General features: G+C 38.2%; 25 protein-coding genes. 20 read left to right on the forward strand and 5 right to left on the reverse strand.

Going from position 1 to position 21,939, the window contains the following annotated elements; genetic code table 11:
• The first annotated feature begins 34 nt into the window (after positions 1–34).
• Both R4Z09_RS13790 and R4Z09_RS13795 read left to right on the forward strand, forming a co-directional pair.
• Positions 35–883: an FAD binding domain-containing protein gene (locus R4Z09_RS13790; RefSeq protein WP_338452832.1), complete on the forward strand. Its 849-nt coding sequence runs from the start codon at positions 35–37 to the stop codon at positions 881–883.
• Complete coding sequence (locus tag R4Z09_RS13795; protein WP_338452833.1) at positions 876–1,349, forward strand: (2Fe-2S)-binding protein; 474 nt, start codon at positions 876–878, stop codon at positions 1,347–1,349. Before R4Z09_RS13790 ends, R4Z09_RS13795 begins: the two co-directional genes overlap by 8 nt.
• Before the next feature lie 73 nt (positions 1,350–1,422).
• Here the strand turns inward: R4Z09_RS13795 and R4Z09_RS13800 are convergent, their stop codons facing one another.
• Complete coding sequence (locus tag R4Z09_RS13800; RefSeq protein WP_338452834.1) at positions 1,423–1,557, reverse strand: YjcZ family sporulation protein; 135 nt, start codon at positions 1,555–1,557, stop codon at positions 1,423–1,425.
• A 207-nt stretch (positions 1,558–1,764) separates the two neighbouring features.
• On the opposite strand from R4Z09_RS13800, the gene R4Z09_RS13805 reads away from it, so the two are divergent.
• The 9 genes from R4Z09_RS13805 (at position 1,765) to R4Z09_RS13845 (ending at position 11,055) form a co-directional block, all read left to right on the forward strand.
• Positions 1,765–2,058 carry a spore germination protein gene (locus R4Z09_RS13805; protein ID WP_338452835.1) on the forward strand — a complete coding sequence of 98 codons (294 nt, stop codon included), beginning with the start codon at positions 1,765–1,767 and terminating at the stop codon, positions 2,056–2,058.
• 24 nt (positions 2,059–2,082) lie between these two features.
• Positions 2,083–2,325: a spore germination protein gene (locus R4Z09_RS13810; RefSeq protein ID WP_338452836.1), complete on the forward strand. Its 243-nt coding sequence runs from the start codon at positions 2,083–2,085 to the stop codon at positions 2,323–2,325.
• 12 nt (positions 2,326–2,337) lie between these two features.
• Positions 2,338–2,760 carry an Hsp20/alpha crystallin family protein gene (locus R4Z09_RS13815; protein ID WP_338452837.1) on the forward strand — a complete coding sequence of 141 codons (423 nt, stop codon included), beginning with the start codon at positions 2,338–2,340 and terminating at the stop codon, positions 2,758–2,760.
• Between the two features lie 282 nt (positions 2,761–3,042).
• Complete coding sequence (locus R4Z09_RS13820) at positions 3,043–5,025, forward strand: site-specific DNA-methyltransferase (RefSeq protein ID WP_338452838.1); 1,983 nt, start codon at positions 3,043–3,045, stop codon at positions 5,023–5,025.
• A 14-nt stretch (positions 5,026–5,039) separates the two neighbouring features.
• A complete protein-coding gene (locus tag R4Z09_RS13825; RefSeq protein WP_338452839.1) occupies positions 5,040–8,024 on the forward strand; it encodes a type III restriction-modification system endonuclease in 2,985 nt (994 codons plus the stop codon).
• A gap of 218 nt (positions 8,025–8,242) precedes the next feature.
• On the forward strand, positions 8,243–8,521 hold the full coding sequence (locus R4Z09_RS13830) for an ArsR/SmtB family transcription factor (protein WP_422392301.1): 279 nt from the start codon (positions 8,243–8,245) through the stop codon (positions 8,519–8,521).
• A gap of 24 nt (positions 8,522–8,545) precedes the next feature.
• Positions 8,546–9,604, forward strand: a complete 1,059-nt coding sequence (arsB, locus tag R4Z09_RS13835; protein ID WP_338452841.1) for an ACR3 family arsenite efflux transporter — start codon at positions 8,546–8,548, stop codon at positions 9,602–9,604.
• A gap of 21 nt (positions 9,605–9,625) precedes the next feature.
• On the forward strand, positions 9,626–10,045 hold the full coding sequence (gene arsC, locus R4Z09_RS13840; RefSeq protein ID WP_338452842.1) for an arsenate reductase (thioredoxin): 420 nt from the start codon (positions 9,626–9,628) through the stop codon (positions 10,043–10,045).
• A gap of 188 nt (positions 10,046–10,233) precedes the next feature.
• Complete coding sequence (locus tag R4Z09_RS13845) at positions 10,234–11,055, forward strand: alpha/beta hydrolase (protein WP_338452843.1); 822 nt, start codon at positions 10,234–10,236, stop codon at positions 11,053–11,055.
• Between the two features lie 29 nt (positions 11,056–11,084).
• Here the strand turns inward: R4Z09_RS13845 and R4Z09_RS13850 are convergent, their stop codons facing one another.
• Positions 11,085–12,374 carry a PHB depolymerase family esterase gene (locus R4Z09_RS13850; RefSeq protein WP_338452844.1) on the reverse strand — a complete coding sequence of 430 codons (1,290 nt, stop codon included), beginning with the start codon at positions 12,372–12,374 and terminating at the stop codon, positions 11,085–11,087.
• 233 nt (positions 12,375–12,607) lie between these two features.
• Here R4Z09_RS13850 and R4Z09_RS13855 point away from each other — a divergent pair, with 233 nt between their 5' ends.
• The 5 genes from R4Z09_RS13855 (at position 12,608) to R4Z09_RS13875 (ending at position 16,126) form a co-directional block, all read left to right on the forward strand.
• Positions 12,608–13,510 (forward strand): NAD(P)-dependent oxidoreductase, encoded by a 903-nt coding sequence (locus tag R4Z09_RS13855; protein ID WP_338452845.1) that lies wholly within the window; start codon positions 12,608–12,610, stop codon positions 13,508–13,510.
• Positions 13,511–13,558: 48 nt separating this feature from the next.
• Positions 13,559–14,221, forward strand: a complete 663-nt coding sequence (locus R4Z09_RS13860) for a YitT family protein (protein ID WP_338452846.1) — start codon at positions 13,559–13,561, stop codon at positions 14,219–14,221.
• 116 nt (positions 14,222–14,337) lie between these two features.
• Positions 14,338–14,520, forward strand: a complete 183-nt coding sequence (locus R4Z09_RS13865; RefSeq protein ID WP_338452847.1) for a helix-turn-helix transcriptional regulator — start codon at positions 14,338–14,340, stop codon at positions 14,518–14,520.
• Between the two features lie 20 nt (positions 14,521–14,540).
• Complete coding sequence (locus R4Z09_RS13870; protein ID WP_338452848.1) at positions 14,541–14,801, forward strand: hypothetical protein; 261 nt, start codon at positions 14,541–14,543, stop codon at positions 14,799–14,801.
• Positions 14,802–14,959: 158 nt separating this feature from the next.
• Positions 14,960–16,126, forward strand: coding sequence for a cation:proton antiporter (locus R4Z09_RS13875; RefSeq protein WP_338452849.1), 1,167 nt, complete (start codon positions 14,960–14,962; stop codon positions 16,124–16,126).
• A gap of 175 nt (positions 16,127–16,301) precedes the next feature.
• Here R4Z09_RS13875 and R4Z09_RS13880 read toward each other — a convergent pair whose 3' ends face one another.
• Both R4Z09_RS13880 and R4Z09_RS13885 read right to left on the reverse strand, forming a co-directional pair.
• Positions 16,302–16,976, reverse strand: coding sequence for an NAD(P)H-dependent oxidoreductase (locus R4Z09_RS13880; RefSeq protein WP_422392274.1), 675 nt, complete (start codon positions 16,974–16,976; stop codon positions 16,302–16,304).
• A gap of 75 nt (positions 16,977–17,051) precedes the next feature.
• A complete protein-coding gene (locus tag R4Z09_RS13885; RefSeq protein WP_338452851.1) occupies positions 17,052–17,429 on the reverse strand; it encodes a VOC family protein in 378 nt (125 codons plus the stop codon).
• Between the two features lie 209 nt (positions 17,430–17,638).
• Here R4Z09_RS13885 and R4Z09_RS13890 point away from each other — a divergent pair, with 209 nt between their 5' ends.
• On the forward strand, positions 17,639–18,418 hold the full coding sequence (locus R4Z09_RS13890; RefSeq protein WP_338452852.1) for a TerC family protein: 780 nt from the start codon (positions 17,639–17,641) through the stop codon (positions 18,416–18,418).
• A gap of 270 nt (positions 18,419–18,688) precedes the next feature.
• Here the strand turns inward: R4Z09_RS13890 and R4Z09_RS13895 are convergent, their stop codons facing one another.
• Positions 18,689–19,132, reverse strand: coding sequence for a VOC family protein (locus tag R4Z09_RS13895; RefSeq protein WP_338452853.1), 444 nt, complete (start codon positions 19,130–19,132; stop codon positions 18,689–18,691).
• A gap of 290 nt (positions 19,133–19,422) precedes the next feature.
• On the opposite strand from R4Z09_RS13895, the gene R4Z09_RS13900 reads away from it, so the two are divergent.
• From R4Z09_RS13900 to R4Z09_RS13910, 3 genes are read left to right on the forward strand one after another with little or no spacing between them, the layout of a single operon-like run.
• Positions 19,423–19,674: a hypothetical protein gene (locus R4Z09_RS13900; protein WP_338452854.1), complete on the forward strand. Its 252-nt coding sequence runs from the start codon at positions 19,423–19,425 to the stop codon at positions 19,672–19,674.
• Positions 19,675–19,728: 54 nt separating this feature from the next.
• On the forward strand, positions 19,729–20,877 hold the full coding sequence (locus R4Z09_RS13905) for an MGDG synthase family glycosyltransferase (protein WP_338452855.1): 1,149 nt from the start codon (positions 19,729–19,731) through the stop codon (positions 20,875–20,877).
• Between the two features lie 54 nt (positions 20,878–20,931).
• A complete protein-coding gene (locus tag R4Z09_RS13910; protein ID WP_338452856.1) occupies positions 20,932–21,906 on the forward strand; it encodes a metal-dependent hydrolase in 975 nt (324 codons plus the stop codon).
• Positions 21,907–21,939: the final 33 nt, after the last annotated feature.

Raw genomic sequence — 21,939 nt, forward strand, 5'->3', positions numbered from 1 at the left:
TTAGAATGTTCTTATGAGGAAAGGAGGCAGGGCATTGATTTCTTTTGATTTTGAGTATTATCTTCCGGCATCGATAAAAGAAGCAGTTCAGCTATTTGAAGATTTACATAAGAAAGAAAAGGCTCCCATTTATTTTTCAGGTGGAACCGAAATCATCACGCTTGGAAGATTAAATATGGTCAAGACCGGGGCCGTAATTGATATTAAAAGAATACCGGAATGTCAGATGTTCAACGTTCAACAGGAATCCTTGACAACAGGAGCCGCTGTTACCTTAACGAATATCGATGAGGTTAATCTATTTCCATTATTAAGTAAAACGGTTAGTGAAATTGCCGATCGAACCGCTCGAAATAAAATCACTGCAGGTGGGAATATTTGCGGTCAAATTTTTTATCGAGAAGCGGTTCTCCCTTTTTTATTAACAGACAGTCATATGATTATTGCGGGAAGGAGAGGGACCCGGACTGTTTTGATACATAAAGTCTTTAATCAGAAGCTTATATTAGAGCCTGGCGAATTCCTTGTCCAGATCAAAACGGACCAAAATTATCTTAATCAACCATTTGTTAGTATCAAAAAAAGAAGACAATGGAATACAGGCTATCCTCTCCTTACCGTTGCTGCCCTAAAGATAAATGGGGCGATAAGAATAGCGATAAGCGGGTTGACGACATACCCTTTTCGTGCTAAAGAAATGGAGGAGATCCTTAATAAAAGGGGGATTTCTATGGATCAAAGAATTGATCAAGCGATTCAGACTTTACAGGTACCACCGTTGGACGATTCAGAAGGTTCCTTTCCGTACCGATTGTTTGTATTAAAAAATACACTCCATGATATATTTGATCAATTGGAAGGAGAGGAGGAACACGATGGATGATGCTTTAAGGGTAAGTGCAATACTTCTAGTCAACGGGGAGGAAAAGAGGGTTACTTTTCGTTATGCTGATATCCTTTTAGATATTTTACGCTATCAATTAGGTCTAACAGGTGCTAAGCCAGGCTGCTTGAATGGTGATTGCGGGGCTTGTACAGTAAATATCAATGGAGTTGCTCAAAAGTCCTGTTTGACTTTAGCAGTTGAAGCTATAGGGAAGGATATCCTTACGATTGAAGGGCTGAATGCTCCCATTCAAGGGGCATTTGTTGATCACTTTGCGTTCCAATGCGGATTTTGTACACCAGGCTTCATCATGAATTGCCATTCATTACTGAAGCATCGGAAGAATCCTTCTAATCAAGAAATCACGAAATGGCTGGAGTCCAATATCTGCCGCTGTACGGGGTATATGGAGATAGAAAATGCCGTTAAATCAGCGCTCCATTTAGAAAAAAACAATGAATGATAGTGGATTATTTGTGAGAGGCAGGACTAAAAGACGTCAACAGTCTTTTTAGTCCTATTTATTTTTATATTTTTCAATAACAAAAACTTGCACCAATAATAATAAGAAGAATAAATAATACTACGATAAGTGCAAATCCCCATCTAAAACCGCAGCCTCCATAACCGTAACCATATCCCCCACAACAACCATATCCATATCCAAACATATTATCACTCCTCTCTAGGTATACGTTATGATATGTATTTTTTAAAAATAGGTAGGGGTGAATGCCTATTTTTGATAATAATTACTCTTGCAGAGCCTTTCATTGCATCTAAAACTTATATGGTCTGTCAGACATTTAGGAACAAATAGGCATTGTCCTGCATATTGTAACGATAGGATTCGATATCGAATAGAAGGGTGTTAACGAATGCCATCAGTTGTAATTAATTTGCATTATTTAAAAATCAATAGTATTTCCGGTAATGGCTCAATCACAATAGGTGAAGCATCTTATAATAGTCCAACAGCTTATAGTAAATCACAAGGAATGAATTCATCCTATGGTGATACATCACCTACAGAAGCAATCATGGAAAATGTATTGATTGATCCTGATGTGAACGATCAAACGGCAATTGGAACTACCGATAATGCTTATATGGATACAACACCAGTCACACCAGTCCCAGTCCCAGTCCCACCAATCCCGCCAATACCGTAAATAGAGATAAAGGAGTGATTTGATATGCCATATCAAATCAATATATTAAATATCAAGGTTAATGGAGCGAATCAAAACGGAAATATTGATATTGGTCCAACAGTGCATAATAGTCACACTGCGAATAGTAAGTTTATTGGAGCGAATTTTTCTTTAGGTGATTTTTCACCTCCTTCAGCTGTTTTGAATTCAGGGAATATTGATCCGGACATAAGTGATCAGGATCAAATAGCAAATCCTTCAATGCCTATCGCCAACCAGGTATAAAGGAGAAGAACGATGGACATTGAAAAAATGAGAAAATGGCTCGAAATAACAAACCAATATAAAAAAACGGATTTCTGGACTCGGGTGATTGAAGAAAAATATCCTGATGAAGCTATAGAAGAAAAGATGTATTGTCCAAAATATGATATATATCAAAATGAATACTATAACTTTATTCTTGTTGAAATCCCTGGTGTCAATCGTGAGGATCTTTCACTTCACTTAATTTCAAATACACAATTAAAAGTTAGCGGCATCATGCATCCTATCTTAACACTTGAGAAAGAAATCAAAAGGGAAAGAGTATATGGTGCATTTGAGCGCATTATAAATCTACCAGAAGCCACACAAGTCCAACTCATGCATATTCAAATGAATAATGGGTTACTGCAAATCTCATATCCCCGCCATGTTGAGCCTATTCATTTTACTTAAAATATTAAATAACAGATTTCAGTACACAGGAGAGAAGAAGTTTGAAAAACCGAATAATTATTCAAAAGGGGTAGGTACAAATGCTTTGAAAGAAGCAGAAAACCGACCCCTGTTTTACATTGGCCACGATATTTGTTTTTACATTCCCGTATTTATTGGCAAATAAGGATTGAAAGTATTATCTTGTATATATGGATAAGGACGAACACATAAATTTACTAAAATTGATCTCGTAAAAAAATACATATCACTAAAGCTATACAGAGAAGAGGGTTGTATTATATGCAGAAGCTTGACGGAAAAACATTCAATGTTGTTGCAGACAGGATTGAAAAATTAAAACAACTGCTTCCCGAAGTATTTACCGAAAACAAAATCGATTTGGACAAACTAAAGCTTGCCCTTGGCGAGCATGTAGATGTGGAAAAAGAACGATATGAATTTACGTGGAGTGGAAAGACAGAAGCGATTCAGCTGGCACAAAAACAGACGACCGGAACACTAAGGCCAGCGAAGGAAGAAAGTGTCGACTGGGAAATAACCCAGAATCTATATATTGAAGGCGATAATCTTGAAGTCATCAGAATTCTTCAAAATTCCTATCGAAATAAAGTAAAGCTGATCTACATTGACCCCCCTTACAATACCGGCAGTGATTTTGTCTATAAAGATAACTTTCATGACAATATCAAGAGCTACAAAGAACGAATGAATGAAAGCATGAAATCAAATGCTGCCGCAAACGGCCGTTATCATACCGATTGGCTGAATATGATGTATCCAAGATTAAAAATTGCCAGGAATCTATTAAGGGATGACGGAGTTATTTTTATTTCAATCGATGATAATGAAGTCGATAATCTTCGAAAAATTTGTGATGAAATTTTTGGCGAAGAAAATTTTGTAACATCCATTGTTGTCAAAATGTCTGAGCCAACCGGCGTGAAGATGACACATGTAACGAAACGGATACCAAAGCTGAAAGAATATATACTTTGCTACAAAAAATCGGATGCCAATTTTGAAAAAATATCAGTCCCGAAAGAATCTTGGGACAGCGAGTATAAAACACTGCTCTTGAATATCACAAAAGACGAAATTGCCGAGCTAAAAAACATTCGCGATGGCAGCGACAGAAGTCCGGAAGCGATCCGGCGCTGTGACGATATTCTAGCAAAAGTGCAGTTTCAATCTGTCTCAGAATATATGAAAAAACAAAATATCGAGAAAAGCGAGAACGAGGACTTCTTATTTAATAATGCCTGGCGGATTATCCGTACCGTATCGATGACAGGGAATGCGAAAAAAATTGCTGATGAAAAGAAGCAGCACAACAGCGAAAGAGCCTTTGTTATTAATACTCCGAACAATAAATTATATTTTATTGATAACAACTATAATCCAAAAGTGGATTTACCTAGAATTAAATTGCTGTTTGCTGATGATTATTTAACGGTTCACCCTTGCGACTTCTGGCATGATATTAAAACAACCGGCCTTGATAATGAAGGGTATGTGGAATATAGAAACGGGAAAAAACCGCTTAAATTGATCGAACGATTATTTGATCTCGTCGGGTTAGACAACCAAGATATCGTCCTTGATTTCTTCTCCGGGTCTGGAACAGTCGGAGAAGCAGTGATTCACTTTAATATCAAAAACGGCAAATCTGTTCGATATATCTTGGTGCAGATTGATGAGAATTTAGAAGAATCATTGACGAAGCTAAGCGGTGATGCAAAGAAAGATACCGAAAATCTGATCTCCTTTTTACAAGAGGTTGGAAGAAGACTTGTCCTGTCAGAGCTGGGAAAAGAAAGAATGGTCCGGGTAAAAAAGGATTTAGAAGCGAACCAAGCTTGCGATTTTGGGTTTAAAAACTTCAAATTGGATGATACCAATCTCAAACTATGGGACGAAGAGACCGAGGATATCACGCATAATTTACTAGATTTGGTGGAGCCGGTAAAAGAGGGACGTTCCCCGGAGGATGTTGTCTATGAAATTTTATTGAAATACGGCATTGATCTAACTATTCCGCTTGAGGAGACCACTATTGCTGGTAAAAAGGTGTACTCGGTCGGAATGGGGGATTTGCTCATCTGCTTAGAAAATGATTTATCGCTGGAGCAAATCGAAGAAATGGCCAAAGAGCAGCCGGCACGGATTGTTTTTTACGACCAAAGCTTTATGGATGATACGGTCCGAACGAATGCACAGCAAATTCTAAAAACGAATGGTATAGAAGATATTCGTGTGATTTAAGGAGTTGATTTGCCATGAAAATAAAGTTCGATAAACAGCCTTATCAGCTTGATGCCATTCAATCCATCACAGATATTTTTGCAGGACAAACGTTGAGAGTATCCAATTTTACCGTCAGCATGGGTGAGATGGTCGGACAGGAAATAACTGAACTAGGAATTGGAAACAAACTGGAGCTGTCGGAAGCAGAGGTGCTTGAAAATGTTCAGAAAATCCAAATAAGAAATCTTTTGAAGAAGAGTACGAGTATTCAAGACTGGAATTTCACGGTTGAAATGGAAACAGGTACGGGGAAGACCTATGTGTATACCAGAAGTATTTTTGAATTAAATAAACGGTACGGATTTTCTAAGTTTATTATTGTTGTACCAAGTGTTGCGATTCGTGAAGGGGTATTTAAATCACTGCAGATGACAGAAGAACATTTTGCTCATGAATATCCGGGTCTGCATTGCCATTACTTTAAATATGATTCTTCCAAGCTGGAACAGGTCCGAGAATTTGCGATTAGCACAAATATTGAAGTGATGATCATCAATATTGATGCGTTTCGAAAAAGTTTTGATGATCCTGAAAAAGAAAGCAAGGCGAATCTTATCCATCGTGAGAGAGACACAATGAATGGGAAAAAGCCGATTCAATTTATTCAGGAAACGAATCCGGTTGTGATCATTGATGAGCCGCAAAGCGTGGATAACACGGAGAAAGCGAAGGAAGCCATTTCCTCACTAAATCCACTATGTAAGCTGCGCTATTCAGCGACCCACAAGGAAACATATAATTTGATGTACAAGCTCGATCCTGTTGATGCCTTCGAGCAGAAACTGGTAAAAAAAGTTGAAGTGCTTTCGGTTCATTCTGACGATGATTTCAACGATCCGTATATCAAGCTGTTGGGTGTGTCAAATACAAACGGCTTTAAAGCAACGGTTGAAATCGATGTGAAAAAGAAAAACGGGACGGTATCGAGAGCGAAAAAAGAAATCAACACAACCACTAAGAAGGATCTGTATGTAGTTTCCGGTGAACGTGAGCTATACCACGGCTATGTGGTGGAGGGAATTGACTGTACACCTGGTAACGAAAAAGTTGAATTTGAAAACGAAAAAGAGGTTCTGCTCGGGCAGGCAATGGGGGGGATTGATGATGACCTGCTTAAACGCTATCAAATAAGGGAAGCGATTCGGACACATTTAGATAAAGAATTGCGGCTGGTACATAAGGGGATTAAAGTGCTGACGCTGTTTTTTATTGATCTGGTAGAGAATTACAGAATATACCCAAAGGGTGAGCCATCGCAAAAAGGAAAATATGCCATGATGTTTGAAGAGGAATATGAACATTTGATTAAGCTGCCGAAATACCGGACGCTTTTTGCGGAGGACAAGTACATTTCCAACCAAAAGGCGATAGATGTCCATGACGGTTATTTTTCAAGGGATAAAAGTGGTCAATATAAGAACAGTAAGGTAACAAAGGAAGGGACACTCAGGATTAATAAGGATGATGAATCGGCCTTTGAACTAATTATGAAGGAAAAAGAAAAGCTGTTAAGCTTCTCGACACCGTTACGATTTATTTTTTCCCATTCTGCCTTAAAAGAAGGCTGGGATAATCCAAATGTGTTCCAAATCTGTACCTTGGTTGAGACAAAGGATCCCTTTACAAAACGGCAAAAGATCGGGCGCGGACTGCGTTTGCCAGTTAATCAGGATGGACAGCGGCAATATGATGAAAATGTTAATATTCTAACCGTCATCGCCAACGAATCCTATCAGCAATTTTCCGAGTCACTGCAAAGGGAAATAGAAGAGGAAACAGGTGTCAAGTTTGGCTATCTAGAAGAGCAGGCTTTTGCAGCGATAACAAGGTTTGATGAACATGCAGGGGAAGCAGCTGAAATCGGCTATGAATCTTCTGCAGAAATCTATTCTTTCTTTGTAAAAGAAAAATATCTTGATAAAAAAGGAAAAGTAGAAACGAAGTGTAAGGACGCGATTGCAAGTGGAACCTTTCTGGTACCAGAAGAATTTGCGGATATTCAATATGAAATCGAGCAAATCATTAAACGTGCGATTAAGACATTACCAGTCTTTAATAAGAAGGAAGAGGTTGAAATTAAGCTGAACAAAGAGGTTTTGTTAAGCGAAGAATTCCATCAGCTTTGGGAACAGATCAAATATAAAACCACTTATTCAGTTGAATTGGATACTGATGAATTAAAAGCCCGCTGTATCGAGGCGATCCAAAAGCTTGCTGCTTTTAAAGCGCGTAAAATCAAACGTGAAAATGCTGTATTGACCATTGATCGAACAGGAGTAACAGGCGAAGGGAATACCCCTCGGGCATATGAAGCATTGGAGGAGAGGCGCCGACTGCCGGACATCCTGCGTTATCTCCAGGAGCAAACCAATTTGAAGCGGCGTACGCTCGTAGATATTTTAATCGGCTCCAATCGCTTGAACGATTTTGAAAAGAACCCACAGGCCTTTATGGAAGAAGTCATGAAAATTATTAATAGAGAAAAAAGAAAATTGATCATAGATGGCATTAAATATGAGCGCATTGGTGATCATGCCTATTATCAGCAGTCGTTATTTGACCATCAAGAGCTTGTCGGCTATATGAAAGCAAACGCGGTAGAAGCTCCTAATAAATCCATCTATAATCATATCCGCTATGATTCCGTAGGGGAGCGTGCCTTTGCGGAAAAATTGAATAACGATGAGGATGTGAAGCTTTTTGTGAAGCTGCCTTCTGCCTTTGTGATCGATACACCGCTTGGGAATTATAATCCAAACTGGGCCGTGCTGATTGATAAAGCAGGAATCGAGACTCTGTACTTCGTCGTTGAAACAAAAGGCAGCCTGGATCAGATGGACCTTCGCTTACGTGAATCTGGAAAAATTGCTTGCGGACGGAATCATTTTGAGGCATTAAAGACACATGCGGAATATAAAATGGCTGATAGCTATGAGGAGTTTAAGATGGAGGTATAAGGTTTTATTGATTTCTAGAATTCTTTGCTTTCTCAAACCTATTAAATCTTTGTTAAAACTGGTTAAATTCTAGCCAGTTTTTTTATTGAAGACGTGGATGTAATCCAAATTAACTCTTGAACATCTAAACCATACACTTTAAAATAAGTAATTGATTATATAAGCAGATGGTTATCTTTAATAAGGAGGTATGGATATTTTTGGATAATGTTGAAGTGATGGCGAAGCAGCTAAAAGCTGTAAGTGATCCCAACCGTTTAAAGCTGTTGGCATGTCTTAAAAAAGGGGAATTATGCGCCTGTGATTTTGTTGGGGTGTTAAATATTTCGCAGCCTGCAGTCAGCCAGCAATTAAGAAAGCTAAAGGAAGCCGGTATGATCCTTGAACGGCCCGCAGGAACATGGAAGCACTATCGACTAAACGATAAGCTGCCACCTTATATTCAAGCCATCATTGATCAGTTAGAGGAAATCATCATTATAAAATGTGAATGTTAATACAACTAGAAGGAAGGGAAAAAGATGGCTAATGAAAGTTTAACAAAAAAGCTATCCTTTTTAGACAGATACTTAACCTTATGGATATTTGCTGCCATGGCGTTAGGAATCGTCATTGGAGTGTTGTCACCTAATTTTAAAGAGCTGCTTGATGCCTACTCGGTAGGCACAACAAATATTCCCATTGCCATTGGGTTGATCATTATGATGTATCCGCCGCTGGCAAAAGTAAAATATGAAGAAATGTATCGCGTTTTTAAAGATTGGAAAGTTCTTATTTTGTCTCTTATTCAAAACTGGCTGTTAGGCCCCGTTTTAATGTTCTTTTTAGCCATTATTTTCTTACATGATTATCCCGAATATATGGCAGGTCTTATTATGATCGGCCTTGCCCGTTGTATTGCGATGGTAATCGTTTGGAATGATTTAGCCCGTGGGGATCGTGAGTACGTGGCAGGCCTTGTAGCCTTTAACTCGATATTCCAAATCCTTTTTTATTCCGTTTTTGCTTATGTCTTCTTAAATGTGCTTCCCGGTGTATTTGGTTTAGAAAATTTGACTGTTTTGATTTCAATGTGGGAAATTGCGAAAAGCGTTTTAATCTATTTGGGTATTCCATTCTTAGCAGGAATGGTAACACGCTATTTAGGGTTAAAAATAAAAGGGAAGGTTTGGTATGAAGGGAAGTTCTTGCCGAAGATTTCTCCATTAACCTTAATTGCATTGTTATTTACGATTGTGATGATGTTCTCATTAAAGGGTGACCAAATAATTGCTTTACCAATAGATGTTATACGTATTGCTGTTCCGCTATTGATTTACTTTGTCATCATGTTTGGGGTATCCTTTTTCGCATCTCGGAAAGCGGGTGCTACTTATCCGGTTACAGCGGCACTTTCCTTTACTGCAGCAAGCAACAACTTTGAATTAGCCATTGCGGTTGCGGTTGCGGTATTTGGAATAAACAGCGGGGAGGCATTTGCTGCCGTAATTGGGCCTTTAGTGGAAGTTCCTGTTCTCATTGCTCTTGTGGGAGTAGCCTTGCGTTGGGAAAGGAAATATTTTCGAGCAAAGTTACAATAATAATCGAAGGAGGAACTATCTATGTCTAATAAAACGATATATTTTTTATGTACCGGTAATTCATGTCGCAGCCAAATGGCTGAGGGCTGGGCAAAAAAACATCTAGGTGATGAGTGGGATGTAAAAAGTGCCGGAATTGAAGCGCATGGCTTAAACCCCAATGCTATTAAGGCTATGGCAGAGGTCGGCATTGATATATCGAATCAAACTTCAGATATAATTGAACTGGATATCCTAAACAATGCCGATTTAGTTGTTACCTTATGCGGTGATGCTGCTGATAAATGCCCGGTGACACCTTCTAAAGTAAAACGCGAACACTGGGGCTTTGATGACCCTGCAAAAGCAGTGGGAACGGATGAAGAGAAATGGGCATTCTTCCAGCGTGTTCGGGATGAAATAGGGGAGAGAATCAAACGCTTTGCAAAAACGGGAGAATAAAACGGATTATTAGGTGCACAGTGACTAGTACTGTGTTCGTAAAAAGCCGAAGGGCTCTATTAGGGCCGATTCGGCTTTTTTGTGCATTTGGGAGATAATTTGCTCAGTAAAATACATTATTTCTACATGATGATCTTCTGTTAAGTAAATAATACATCTGACAAACTTTCGTATTAGGAGAGGATTAGATGTCTGACACCGATTTAAAACAAACATACATAAAAGTAGATAACATCAACCTTTACTGTGAATTTATTTTGAATGACAAACCGCCAATTCTTCTTATTCACGGCTTTGCATCATCTGTTTTTACCTTTCGCCGGATTATTCCATTACTACAAAAGCACTTTTCGATATATGCTGTTGATTTACCCGGCTTTGGAAAAAGTGAAAAGCCAACGTCCTTTGTTTATAGCTTTCAAAATTACGCCAAGCTGATGATTGAATGTATCCACCAATTTGAGATTCCAAATACATCGATTGTAGCCCATTCAATGGGCGGCCAAATTGCCCTGAATATGGCGCTTATGGCCCCAGAAAAAATAAACAAATTAATCCTGTTATGCAGTTCAGGTTATTTAAAACGCTCCAAAAAATTGCTAATTTGCAGCTCCTATTTACCTTTCTTTGATAAGTTAGTTCAATATTATGTTAGCAGAAAAGAAGTAAGGGATCACTTAAAAAACGTCTTTTTTAATCATACGTTTATCAATGATGAATTGATTCAGGAATTTGGGAGGCCCTTATCGGAAAAAGGCTTTTATAAAGCATTAATTCGGTTACTTCGTCATCGTGAAGATGATTTGTTACCGGAGCAACTGCAAACAATACAAGTCCCCACCTTATTAGTATGGGGTGAGGAAGACCGAGTTGTACCATTGGAAGTCGGGAAACGACTTGTGCAGGATTTACCCGATGCCAAGTTAATTACTTACAAAAAAACAGGACATTTAATAACGGAGGAAAAACCGGATCTTGTATTTAAAAATATTTTATTACATACCAGTTAAAGTGCGTCATTCATGTTAAAAGAAACCATTTACTTTTTCTTTTTCCTAAATTTTGAAAGGAGAATGCTAATAAAGTTCTTTTTCTGTGTTTCGCTTGGTGATTCGTCATCACGGATGACAGATACCTCTATCGTTGTATTGACGGATGATTCAATTGGTAATTCAGCTGATGGTTCGATTGGTGTTTCGACTGATATGTCAATTGGTATTTGTGTTTTTTGGGCAGTTGGATTATCTGAAGATGAGACAATTTCAGGGACCGGCAGTTGAATAGGTGTATGAGCAGGTGGTTCAGCAGGTGACAGGTCTAGTGGATGTGGCAGTATCTCAACTGGAACCGGAACTAGTCTTTTGACCGGAGTCTCGATCTGTTTTTCTTCCTGCAGTTGTTGCTTATGATTGAAAAAGTTCCATATAATCTCTGTAGCATTTGGACCGGAGGGGTCTGTGAAAGAACCACTCGGGCTGCCGCCGGGCCATGCATGATCCATTTGATCAATCATCCAAAGCTCTAATAATGGTTCTTCCTCCGCATCATGATAGACATGCTGAGTATAGCTTTTTCCATTAATGATATCTGATTTGACCAGTGATGGAGTAACATCAGCGAGACCTATGCCACCTTCAACGAGAAAATTGGTATGAGCCCATTGCGTGATAACCTGCTGGCCATTGATAGGGTGGACCGTCGTATCACAAATCCCATGGAAAACAATCACGCGCATCTTTTTCTTATACTCTCCCATTTCTTGAAAGGCATTGGTTCCGCAGGCATATGGATCAGGCACACCTTTCTCCATACTTTTCTTCGCTTCCTCGGCCAGCGGGTCCGTGAGAAAAAATACATTGGCAGCGTCATAGGCAAGCCCCGCACAAATGGCGATCCCGTTAAATACATCTGGATACGTAACACCTAGAATGCAGGCAAGTGACCCTCCTGCAGATAAGCCAGCGGCGTACACTTGATTGGAATCAACCTTATATGTACTTTTCACCTCATCAATCATTTCATAAATGAGCTTGGGATGTCCTTTCCCGCGGTGTTGATTTTTATCTAAAAACCAATTCCAGCAGCCATAGGGATTATACCCGGCCGGATCAGATGGATTTAACGGATGGTTCATATCAGGGTAAAGAACAAGGAAGTTTTCCTTTTCAGCAAGTGTATTCATGTTGGTGCCTGCAGCAAAATCATCCGGATTTTGTCCACATCCATGAAGCATCACCAACAATGGGTACTCTTGATCCGGATTATATTCACATGGGACATATAGCTTGTATTTAAAATCTTGATAAATAAAATCGAGAAATTCTCCCAAATTACTTAACCTCCGTATTAATACTTTATCTTCTATCTTATTACTTGGGTTGTTACAACATAAGTGTTTATTATTAATTTTAATAAAAATTAAATAAATTGAAACAATACTATATCCAAATGGATTATCCTTAAGCAATCCAATTGGATGAATACAAAGCCATTTTTTAAGATTACTATAATTATAGAAATGATTTTTATCTAAAAATGTGAAAGTCACTTACAATTAAATAAATGAAATGGAAGGAGAAATGTAACATGTTATCATCTGAGAACACAGTGATTGGTTTTATTGGTACAGGGGTTATGGGGAGGAGTATGGCGGGTCATCTCTTAAAGGCAGGTTATCCGTTAGTTGTATACAATCGCACGAAGGAGAAAGCGGAAACGCTGCTGCAGCAAGGAGCTGAGTGGGCAGATTCTCCTCTGGAAGTTGCGCAGAAAGCGAATGTCATCATCACAATAGTCGGTTATCCTCAAGATGTAGAAGAAGTATATTTGGGTGAGCAAGGGATTATTACGAATGGGAATGCCAATACATATGTAATCGATATGACAACATCAAATCCCTCGCTGGCTGAAAAAATAGATGTAGAAGCGAAGAATAGAGGAATGTTTGCACTTGATGCACCTGTTTCCGGAGGTGATGTGGGAGCAAAAGAAGCACGCCTTTCCATCATGGTTGGAGGAGATAAAGCGGTATTCGACGAAATAGAGCCTTTATTGAAATTACTTGGAACCAATGTGGTTTATCAAGGGAAAGCAGGTGCAGGACAGCATACCAAAATGTGTAACCAAATAGCCGGGGCAACTACCTTACTAGGTGTTTGTGAAGCAATTGTTTATGCAGAAAAAGCAGGTCTTGATCCAAAAAATGTCCTGACAAGTATTGAATCAGGTGCAGCAGGAAGCTGGCTGCTGTCTAATATGGGACGCAGGATGCTGGATGGTAATTTCGAACCTGGCTTTTATATTAAACATCATATTAAAGATATGAATATAGCTCTCCAGGAAGCCGAAGCAATGGGAATGGAAACACCTGGATTGTCTGTAGTCCAAAGGCTGTACAGCGAACTCGCTGAAAAAGGGGAAGAAAACAGCGGACATCAGGCATTGTATAAATATTGGCAAAAATAAAGCCTTTCTTTTAAGAAATAGCTTTTAAAAAGTAGGGAAGGTACAATAATGGGGAAAAGAATCGCAGTATATTTAATAGGCTTAGCCATAAATGCTTTAGGTATTGCCTTCATTATTTTTTCGACCGTCGGAGCCGGTGCCTGGGATACGGTTGCGATTGGGTTAAACCATAGTTTGAGTTTAACCATAGGCATATGTACTGTTATAACGCAGGTATTCGTGGTCATCATTACTGGATTGATTGAAAGAAAAAGACTGCAGTATGAGTCGATTATCGCGATTATGATTCGGAGTGCCTTTTTAGATGCGTGGATTTTTCTCGTTTTTAACCAGATTGATACATCATTTTCCTGGGGGATGCAGTGGTTATTTTTTATTGCTGGAATTGTTTCCATGGGTATCGGGATTGGTATCTATGTTGAAGCCCGTTTTCCCAAGTCCCCAATCGACGGACTCATGCTTGCCCTTCATAACCGGTTTAAATGGAGTATCAACAATTCAAGAATCATAGTCGAACTAAGCGGTGCTCTCATCGGCTTTCTACTAGGAGGCCCAGTCGGACTAGGAACATTAATTATTGCCTTATTTGTAGGAAAGATTATTCAAATCGTTAATATGAGAGTAAAAAAGATATTAAATCTGGAATTTGAGTACAAAGGGACAGTTGGTACAGAGGGACAGGCACCGCGTCCCAGACAAAATGAAGTATAAATGACGCAAAGAGCATTGATCCTAAAGGATTGAGGCTCTTTTTTGTTGTGTTTTATATGTATGATTATGACTATGAAAATTATCATTTACACTTTTATATAAGAGGTGTTGTTTATATGAAAAGTCGATTGAAGGAGCTTCGTGCGCGGGATGGATTAAATCAAACACAACTCGCAAAGCTTGCAAAAGTTTCACGGCAAACGATTAGTTTAATTGAACATGAAGAATTCATCCCATCATTATTAATTGCCGTTCGTATTTCACGTGTTTTTAATGAACCAGTGGAAAATGTTTTTTAATAGGGGAGGATGAATAAAAAATGAAAACGTGGATTCAAATATTAATGTGTGCTGTCGTCGGGTTTGTCGGTGCTATCCTTGTCATAAAAGGTTTTAAATTATTTGATTTCACTCACTATGCAGATGCCATCGTCATCGGTATCCTAGTGATAATTTTAATCCTTTTTGTGCTGAGTGCCGTGCTTTACAGACAGATTAAGGCGTTACAACGTAAAGTTTGGGACGAGGTGTCTGTCCCTCTGACCCAAAAAATGGATGTTATATATTACTTTATTCTATAGAACTTTTATGTTATTATATAAAATATAATTTAATAGAAAAGAACATTAGGAGGAGTCTGTCACCAAGGGATACCTATGCCCTTGGTAGCAGACTCCTTTTTGTGTTCTTTTTTTATTTTGGAAAATTCGAAAAATAGGAGTTTGAAAGGTGGAATTATATGTTCATACTACAAATAGTCATTATTTTATTGGCAACAAAACTGGCTGGTCAATTAAGTATTCGATTAGGGCAACCGTCTGTGTTAGGTAAAATTATCGTTGGAATTATTTTAGGACCTGCACTGCTTGGGTGGGTACATGATACAGAAATCGTTAGTGTTTTTAGTCAAATAGGTGTTTTACTTTTAATGTTTTTAGCGGGATTAGAAACAAATTTAAAAGAGTTAAATCAAAATAAAAAAGCAGCCATACTCGTTGCTGTTGGTGGTATCATTGCACCTATTCTTTTAGGTTACATGGGAGCACAAATTTATCATCTATCATATGTAGAAGCTATTTTTATCGGTTTATTATTAGCTGCAACGTCGGTTAGTATATCGGTACAAACGTTAAGAGAGCTTGGCTGGTTGAATACGAAGGAAGGCTCTGCATTACTGGGAGCAGCAGTGCTCGATGATATTATTGTTGTCATCCTAATTGCCATTGCGATGAGCTTCTTTGCCGGATCGAATACGAATCTTGCTTTGCTTATTGGAAAGAAAATCTTATTCTTTGTCATTATTATTTTAGCCTCTAAATGGCTTGTACCTAGATTTATTCAATTATTCTCTAACTTCAAAGTAACTGAGCCTATTTTAAGTGCCGGATTAATTATCTGTTTTTGCTTTGCCTATTTTGCAGAGTGGCTTGGTGTTGCTGGAATTATTGGCACGTTCTTTGCTGGAATTGCGATCGCTCAAACCAAATTTAAAGAAGAAATTGAGCATAAAGTGGAACCGATTGCGAATGGATTATTTGTTCCGTTCTTCTTCGTCAGTATTGGATTAGCGGTTTCATTTGATGGAATCGGCAGCCAAGTAGGATTTATTGTTGTGTTCTCGGTGATCGCCATATTGTCGAAGTTTATTGGCTCAGGAATTGGAGCCAAGGTTTCAGGATTTAATACAAAATCCTCAATGGGTATCGGCGCTGGGATGATTTCAAGAGGAGAGGTTGCCTTAATCTTAGCTGCAATCGGCTTAGAGAGTGGTTTGTTACCTACTCAATACTATACTTCGATGATTATTGTCGTCATTTTGACAACACTCGTTACACCTCCGTTATTAAAAGTATTTTTTGGAACTCGCAAAGAACAAGTTGATAGAAGTCGGAGTGTATCCTTGTAATTTTTGTTATCGTATGTAGTATAGTTAATTGAGATTAGGATCGAGAAAAAAGGTATAAAAAACTCGTCATGTTTGACGAGTTTTTTACATTTCTAATGTCACTAGGATAAAGTGTATCCTGCTTGAATAAACTGGGTCAAGGTGCCTGTCCCTCAGTTCTCACTCCGGTTCTCAATTAAACCCATTGGACAATTTCACTAAGGTTTTTTCTTGTTTTTGGTCTATTAGGGTCTTCTTTTCGATACCCGAAGGCTGCCATTACCGAGGGTTTGTATTTTTCATTTTCCAGCAACCCTTCACTTTTGAGAAGGGCGTGGACTTCATCAAAGTAAAAACCTTCAATTGGGGTTGAATCAATCCCAATTTGAGCAGCTGCTGTTAACATATTTGCTAATGCAATATACGTTTGTTTTGATGACCAATCAAATAACGTACGCTCATTTTCTACTAGTTTCAATTTTGTTTCCTGGAACTCTTTGAATCCTTTTACTATCATTTCAATTAACTCATCAGGCATTTTTTGAACAGTTTTCATATGATTGATTATGTATTGCGAATCATATCGAATATCTACTCGAGCAAGAATAATGACAAAATGACTCGCTCCTTTAAGTTTAACTTCTGCTCCAGAAGCTATTTTCCCTAATCGTTCTCTAAACTCGGGACTTTGTACAATCAAAAATTTCCAAGGCTCTAATCCATATGAACTTGGTGATAATCTTCCCGCTTCTAAGATAAATTGAAAATCTTCCTCTGAAATCTTTTTACTTTCATCATATTCTTTCGTTGCATGTCTAAAATAAAATGCATCCAAAATTTCTTGTTTTTTTATTGTCGTGCTTAACATCATATACCTCATTCATAGAAAAATTCAATTGTGTTTATGTACCATTTAACTTTACGCAGTGAAGTCCTTTAATTGAACTTATTTATCTTCCCTTAATAAATATTCATTTCCATCTTGATCATAAAATGTAAACATAGTGCCAAACGGCATTCTTAGCATATCATCCACTTTTACTTCATTTTGCTTCATTTTCTCATATGCCGATTCAATATCGGTTGTGCTGAAAAGGATGGATGGATGTGCAATCTTTGATGGTTTTTGCTGTTCCATTGCTGCTTTAGAATAGAGAACTAAAGTTGTAAATTCATCATCACTAGGTCCTACCTCTAACCAAGTCATATTCGGTCCCATTTGTTGTTCAAATTTGACAACAAAACCGAGTTTATTTACCCAAAATTCTTTTGCTTGTTCCTGATTTTCAACATACACTGTTATTTTTCCAATTTTATTAATCATGGATATCACCTTTTTTCATTATAATTATTAAATTTTAACAAACCAATATTAGAAAAAGCAATTTATCTTTATTTTGAATTTCGCTTTTAGACAATATTCAGAGGTTTGATATGGAACTCCATACAATATATTCTATAGCATTACCTGTAGCTCAATGGGAATTCTAATGTTTACAGACCCATTTTTAGTTTTAGAAGGGGAGGGATAGGATGGAGTCCATGTGGCTGGAGTATGCTTGGGCCTTGTTAATTCTGATTGGATTAGAAGGATTATTATCGGCTGACAATGCCCTTGTACTAGCTGTTATTGCCAAGCATTTACCCGATGATCAGAAGAAAAAAGCGATAAACTACGGTATCATAATGGCCTTCGTATTCCGATTTGTGGCGCTTTTTGCCATTTCATTTATTGCAAATGTCTGGCAGATACAAGCCATCGGAGCGGCTTATTTACTATATCTAGGATTAAAGCATGTCATACAGGCAAAGTTTGGAAAAGAAAATGAGAATATTCATAAAGAAGATGAAAAGGAAGCGGCAGGTAAAGGATTTTGGCCGACAGTAGCCAAGATCGGATTAGCAGACCTCGCCTTTGCCGTTGATTCGATTTTAGCTGCTGTTGCTCTTGCACTGGGCCTTCCAGATTCACCGCTAGGCAATTTCGGCGGTATGGATGGTGGACAGTTCGCTGTTGTTGTTCTTGGCGGGATTGCTGGCCTGATCTTAATCAAGTATGCAGCAACCTGGTTTGTACAGCTGTTGGCAAAGCGCCCAGCATTGGAAACAACAGCATATGCCATTGTCGCATGGGTTGGAGTCAAGCTTGCGGTCATAACCCTTGCCCATGAGGATATTGGAATCTTAGATCATGATTTTCCACATAGTACTGTTTGGACGCTGATTTTCTATAGCGTATTAGTCGCGATTGCTCTAATCGGCTGGTTCGCTCCAGGGAAAAAGACATATCAGACAAAGCCTGAAACCGAATAACGTAAACGATTGCTCATTGGGCAATCGTTTTTTTTTATGGATGTCTCTGTTAAACTTATATTAATAAATGCATAAAAAAATAGAGGAAATCCTCATAAATAAGGTTTCCTCTATTCTTGTTCAACTAACGCACCTCTATGTAATATTTCACAATCACTATAAAGTAAGGCTAAAGGAACATAAATAAATTTATCTTTTCCAAGAAGGTTAAAACATGTAGTATACGATAAAAATGGAGTGCTTGTAAAATTAGCAAACCATTTATTGGTTTTACACTTGTGTAACAAGAATAAAGGTTACCCCAAACTTGTCTGTTACGGTACCGAATGCAGGGCTAAAAGGAACTACTTCTAAAGGAGCAATTACCTTACCGCCTTGCTGCAAGATTTCAAAGATTTGTTTCGTTCTTTCCACGTCATTTATTGAAATATTAATGGTAACAACTGCGTTATGGTTGTGTTGAATCGTATGTACTTGGTTTGTGTTCCCCTCAGGAACAGATATATTTGGGGCATCAAATATCATAAGTTCACTATTTCCGATTTGTAGAATTGCGTTTGCTACGCGTTCCTTTAATGCCTCTGGGCAAGGTACTGGTATCTCTCCGTAAGTTTGAATATTTAGGACTTTGGCATCCAAAACCTTTTCATAAAAATGAACAGCCTCTTTTGCATTTCCGTTCATTACAATACAAGGCGTAAGTCTGAATGTCATGAATTGTCAACTCCTTGAGCGAAATTTATTTCCATTATAATACATGAATAACCGATAGCTTGTCGACTTTGAAAATTAACGTAGATTTTATATAGAAATGTCCTATTCTCAATCTTCTTAAACAAACCTGTTTTGTTTGTAAATAAGGACACATTGGAGTTTGACAGTCGTAAACTGTCATATGTGTCTGTCAGTTGATTTTAAAAAGTTTAACGCGATTTTCATATTGTCTCAATATTTGATTGGTACATTGAACCTAATAAGATTTTTATTGAAGGGAGTGTTTGCGGATGCGAATAACAGCTCTTCCAATTGACTATTCACCTGAAATTAATGGGATGGTCAGAGGATTTAAACGATATCCTGATGAACAGGATATTCAAGCTATTCAATGCAATCCCACTATTAGCCATGCAACGATACCAATACCTACTGTTTCTCCCATTCAGCCATTATCCTGCATATCTCTTTTACTTGGTCACAAATATCCATTGCCTTTTCATATCACTCAAACCTTTGGCAAGACCTGTCTTTTTTCATAAATATCGATATGCAAATGATAGTTAAGCTGTTAATGGCAGAGGAGTGGTAGAGACATGAGAAAGCCAAAAGTATTAATATTAACAACCAATTATGGGAATGGTCACGTTCAAGTTGCTAGAGCCTTGGAGGAACAATTCCTTTATAAAAATCAAGCAGCTGTTGCGGTTAGAGATATTTACCAGGAAACCAATCCACGCTTGCATGAATGGACAAAGAAACTTTATTTAAAAAGCTATACGAAGGGCGGCAGACAGCTTTATCGGATTTTTTATTATAGCAGCCAGGAAATAACTAGACGCAAACCATTAAAAATTTTTTCATATGGCTATTCTCAATTAACAAAAATTATTGCTGAGGAACAGCCTGACCTCATCATTAACACATTTCCTTCGTTAGCCGTTCAGCATTTTCTGATGAAAACCAATTCAACGATCCCAACCTATAATGTCGTAACTGATTATTGTCTTCATCATTCATGGGTTCATCCTGCCATTGATAAATACTATGTTGCTACACCTCAGCTAAAAGCGCAATTAAAGGCGAATAACATAGAGAGTTACAAAGTTTCAGTAACCGGAATTCCCGTTCAAGCCCAATTTGAGCAAGCTTTTTGCCGAGAAACACTAGTGAACAAATATCATCTGGATTTAGAGCGTAAAACCGTATTAATGGTTGCCGGGGCGTATGGCGTTTCAAAAGAAATCAGAGATATATGTGAAGAATTGCAGAAAGATGAAAACCTGCAGCTATTCATTGTTTGCGGGAAAAATAATCAGCTATTTGAGGAGCTGAAGCGGAAATTTTTGCACGAAACGCATATCCATGTTTTTGGCTATGTCCAACATATGGCTGAATTGCTTGAGCTGGCCGATTGTGTGATTACAAAGCCAGGCGGCATTATTTTATCAGAGGCAGTCGTTAAAAACGTACCGATTATTTTAACAGGGGCAACGCCAGGGCAGGAGAAAGAAAATGCTGCGTTTTTTCAAAACAAGGGTGCTGCCATATTAAATAGTAAGTGGGAGCAGATGATTGAGGATACCCAGAAACTAATTCATAACGAAACCAAAATGGCAGAAATGAAATCAGCCTTAGCTAAAATCCATGTACCTAAAGCTGCGGAAACCATTGTAAATGATGTACTGAAAAACTATTATAAGTGGAACGTAGGGACAGGCACCTTGACCCAATTTAAGATATAAAAGAAGATGTTCACAAAACAAAATGGCAAAAGAGGATAAGGGAGGTCCACATAGGTGGATACGTCAACTCATGTACTGACAGGTGTGGGATTAGCAGGTTTGTCCTTTCTAGATCCAACGATCGCCAGTTATCCGGAACTGTTGCCAGCGATATTTTTTTGTACAATTACAGGTTCCAACGCCCCGGATGTTGATATCGTTAATAAATATAAAGGAAATCATATTTATTTACAGAAGCATCGTGGAATGAGCCATTCTCTCTATGCACAGATTTTGCTGGCGATCATGATTGCAGGAGTCGCGACGATAGGGAATGGAGGATTATTCTATTGGACCTTTTTCATGTGGACGCTTTTAGCAGTATGCCTTCATGTTTTCTTCGATATTTTTAATATCTATGGAACACAGGCATTTCGGCCTTTTACGCAAAAATGGTTTGCCTTAAATCTATTGCCGATTTTCGACCCGTTCATCACAGCTCTTCATATAGGGGGTATACTTTTCTGGTTAGCCGGTTTCCCCCCTGGAACAATCTTCTTACTTGTCTATATAACGATTTTGATCTATATTATGCTTCGCTATATGTTACAAAGGAACGTAAAAAAAGAATTGCTGCTGCTTCAAGAATCCGGGGTAACCTATACGCTTCTTCCAACATCCAGCATGATCCGATGGGGAATTGTTGCTAGCTTTCAGCATCATTACAAGCTCGGGAAATTTGAAAATAACCGAATCGTTTGGTCGAAAGTATTAATGAAAACCAGCGAAAAAAATGAAATTATTGCAGCATCAATAAAACATGAATTTATTGATTTCCTACGGAAGCATACCGCCTATTTACACGCAAAGGTAATTAACCAAAAGGACGGCTATGAAGTCCTTTGGTTTGACCTTCGCTACCAATCAAAAATCGACGAACCATTCGTAGCAATTGTCAAGCTCGATAAAAAATTAAATCTCATCCATTGTGAAGTAAAACGAGGATTTAATTCTGCACCTGAGAGTGGGTTGCGGGGACATGCACCTTGACCCTGTTTAAAATATATAAGGAAAAACAATGTA

Source organism: Niallia oryzisoli (assembly GCF_036670025.1).
GTDB lineage: Bacteria > Bacillota > Bacilli > Bacillales > Cytobacillaceae > Bacillus_BD > Bacillus_BD oryzisoli.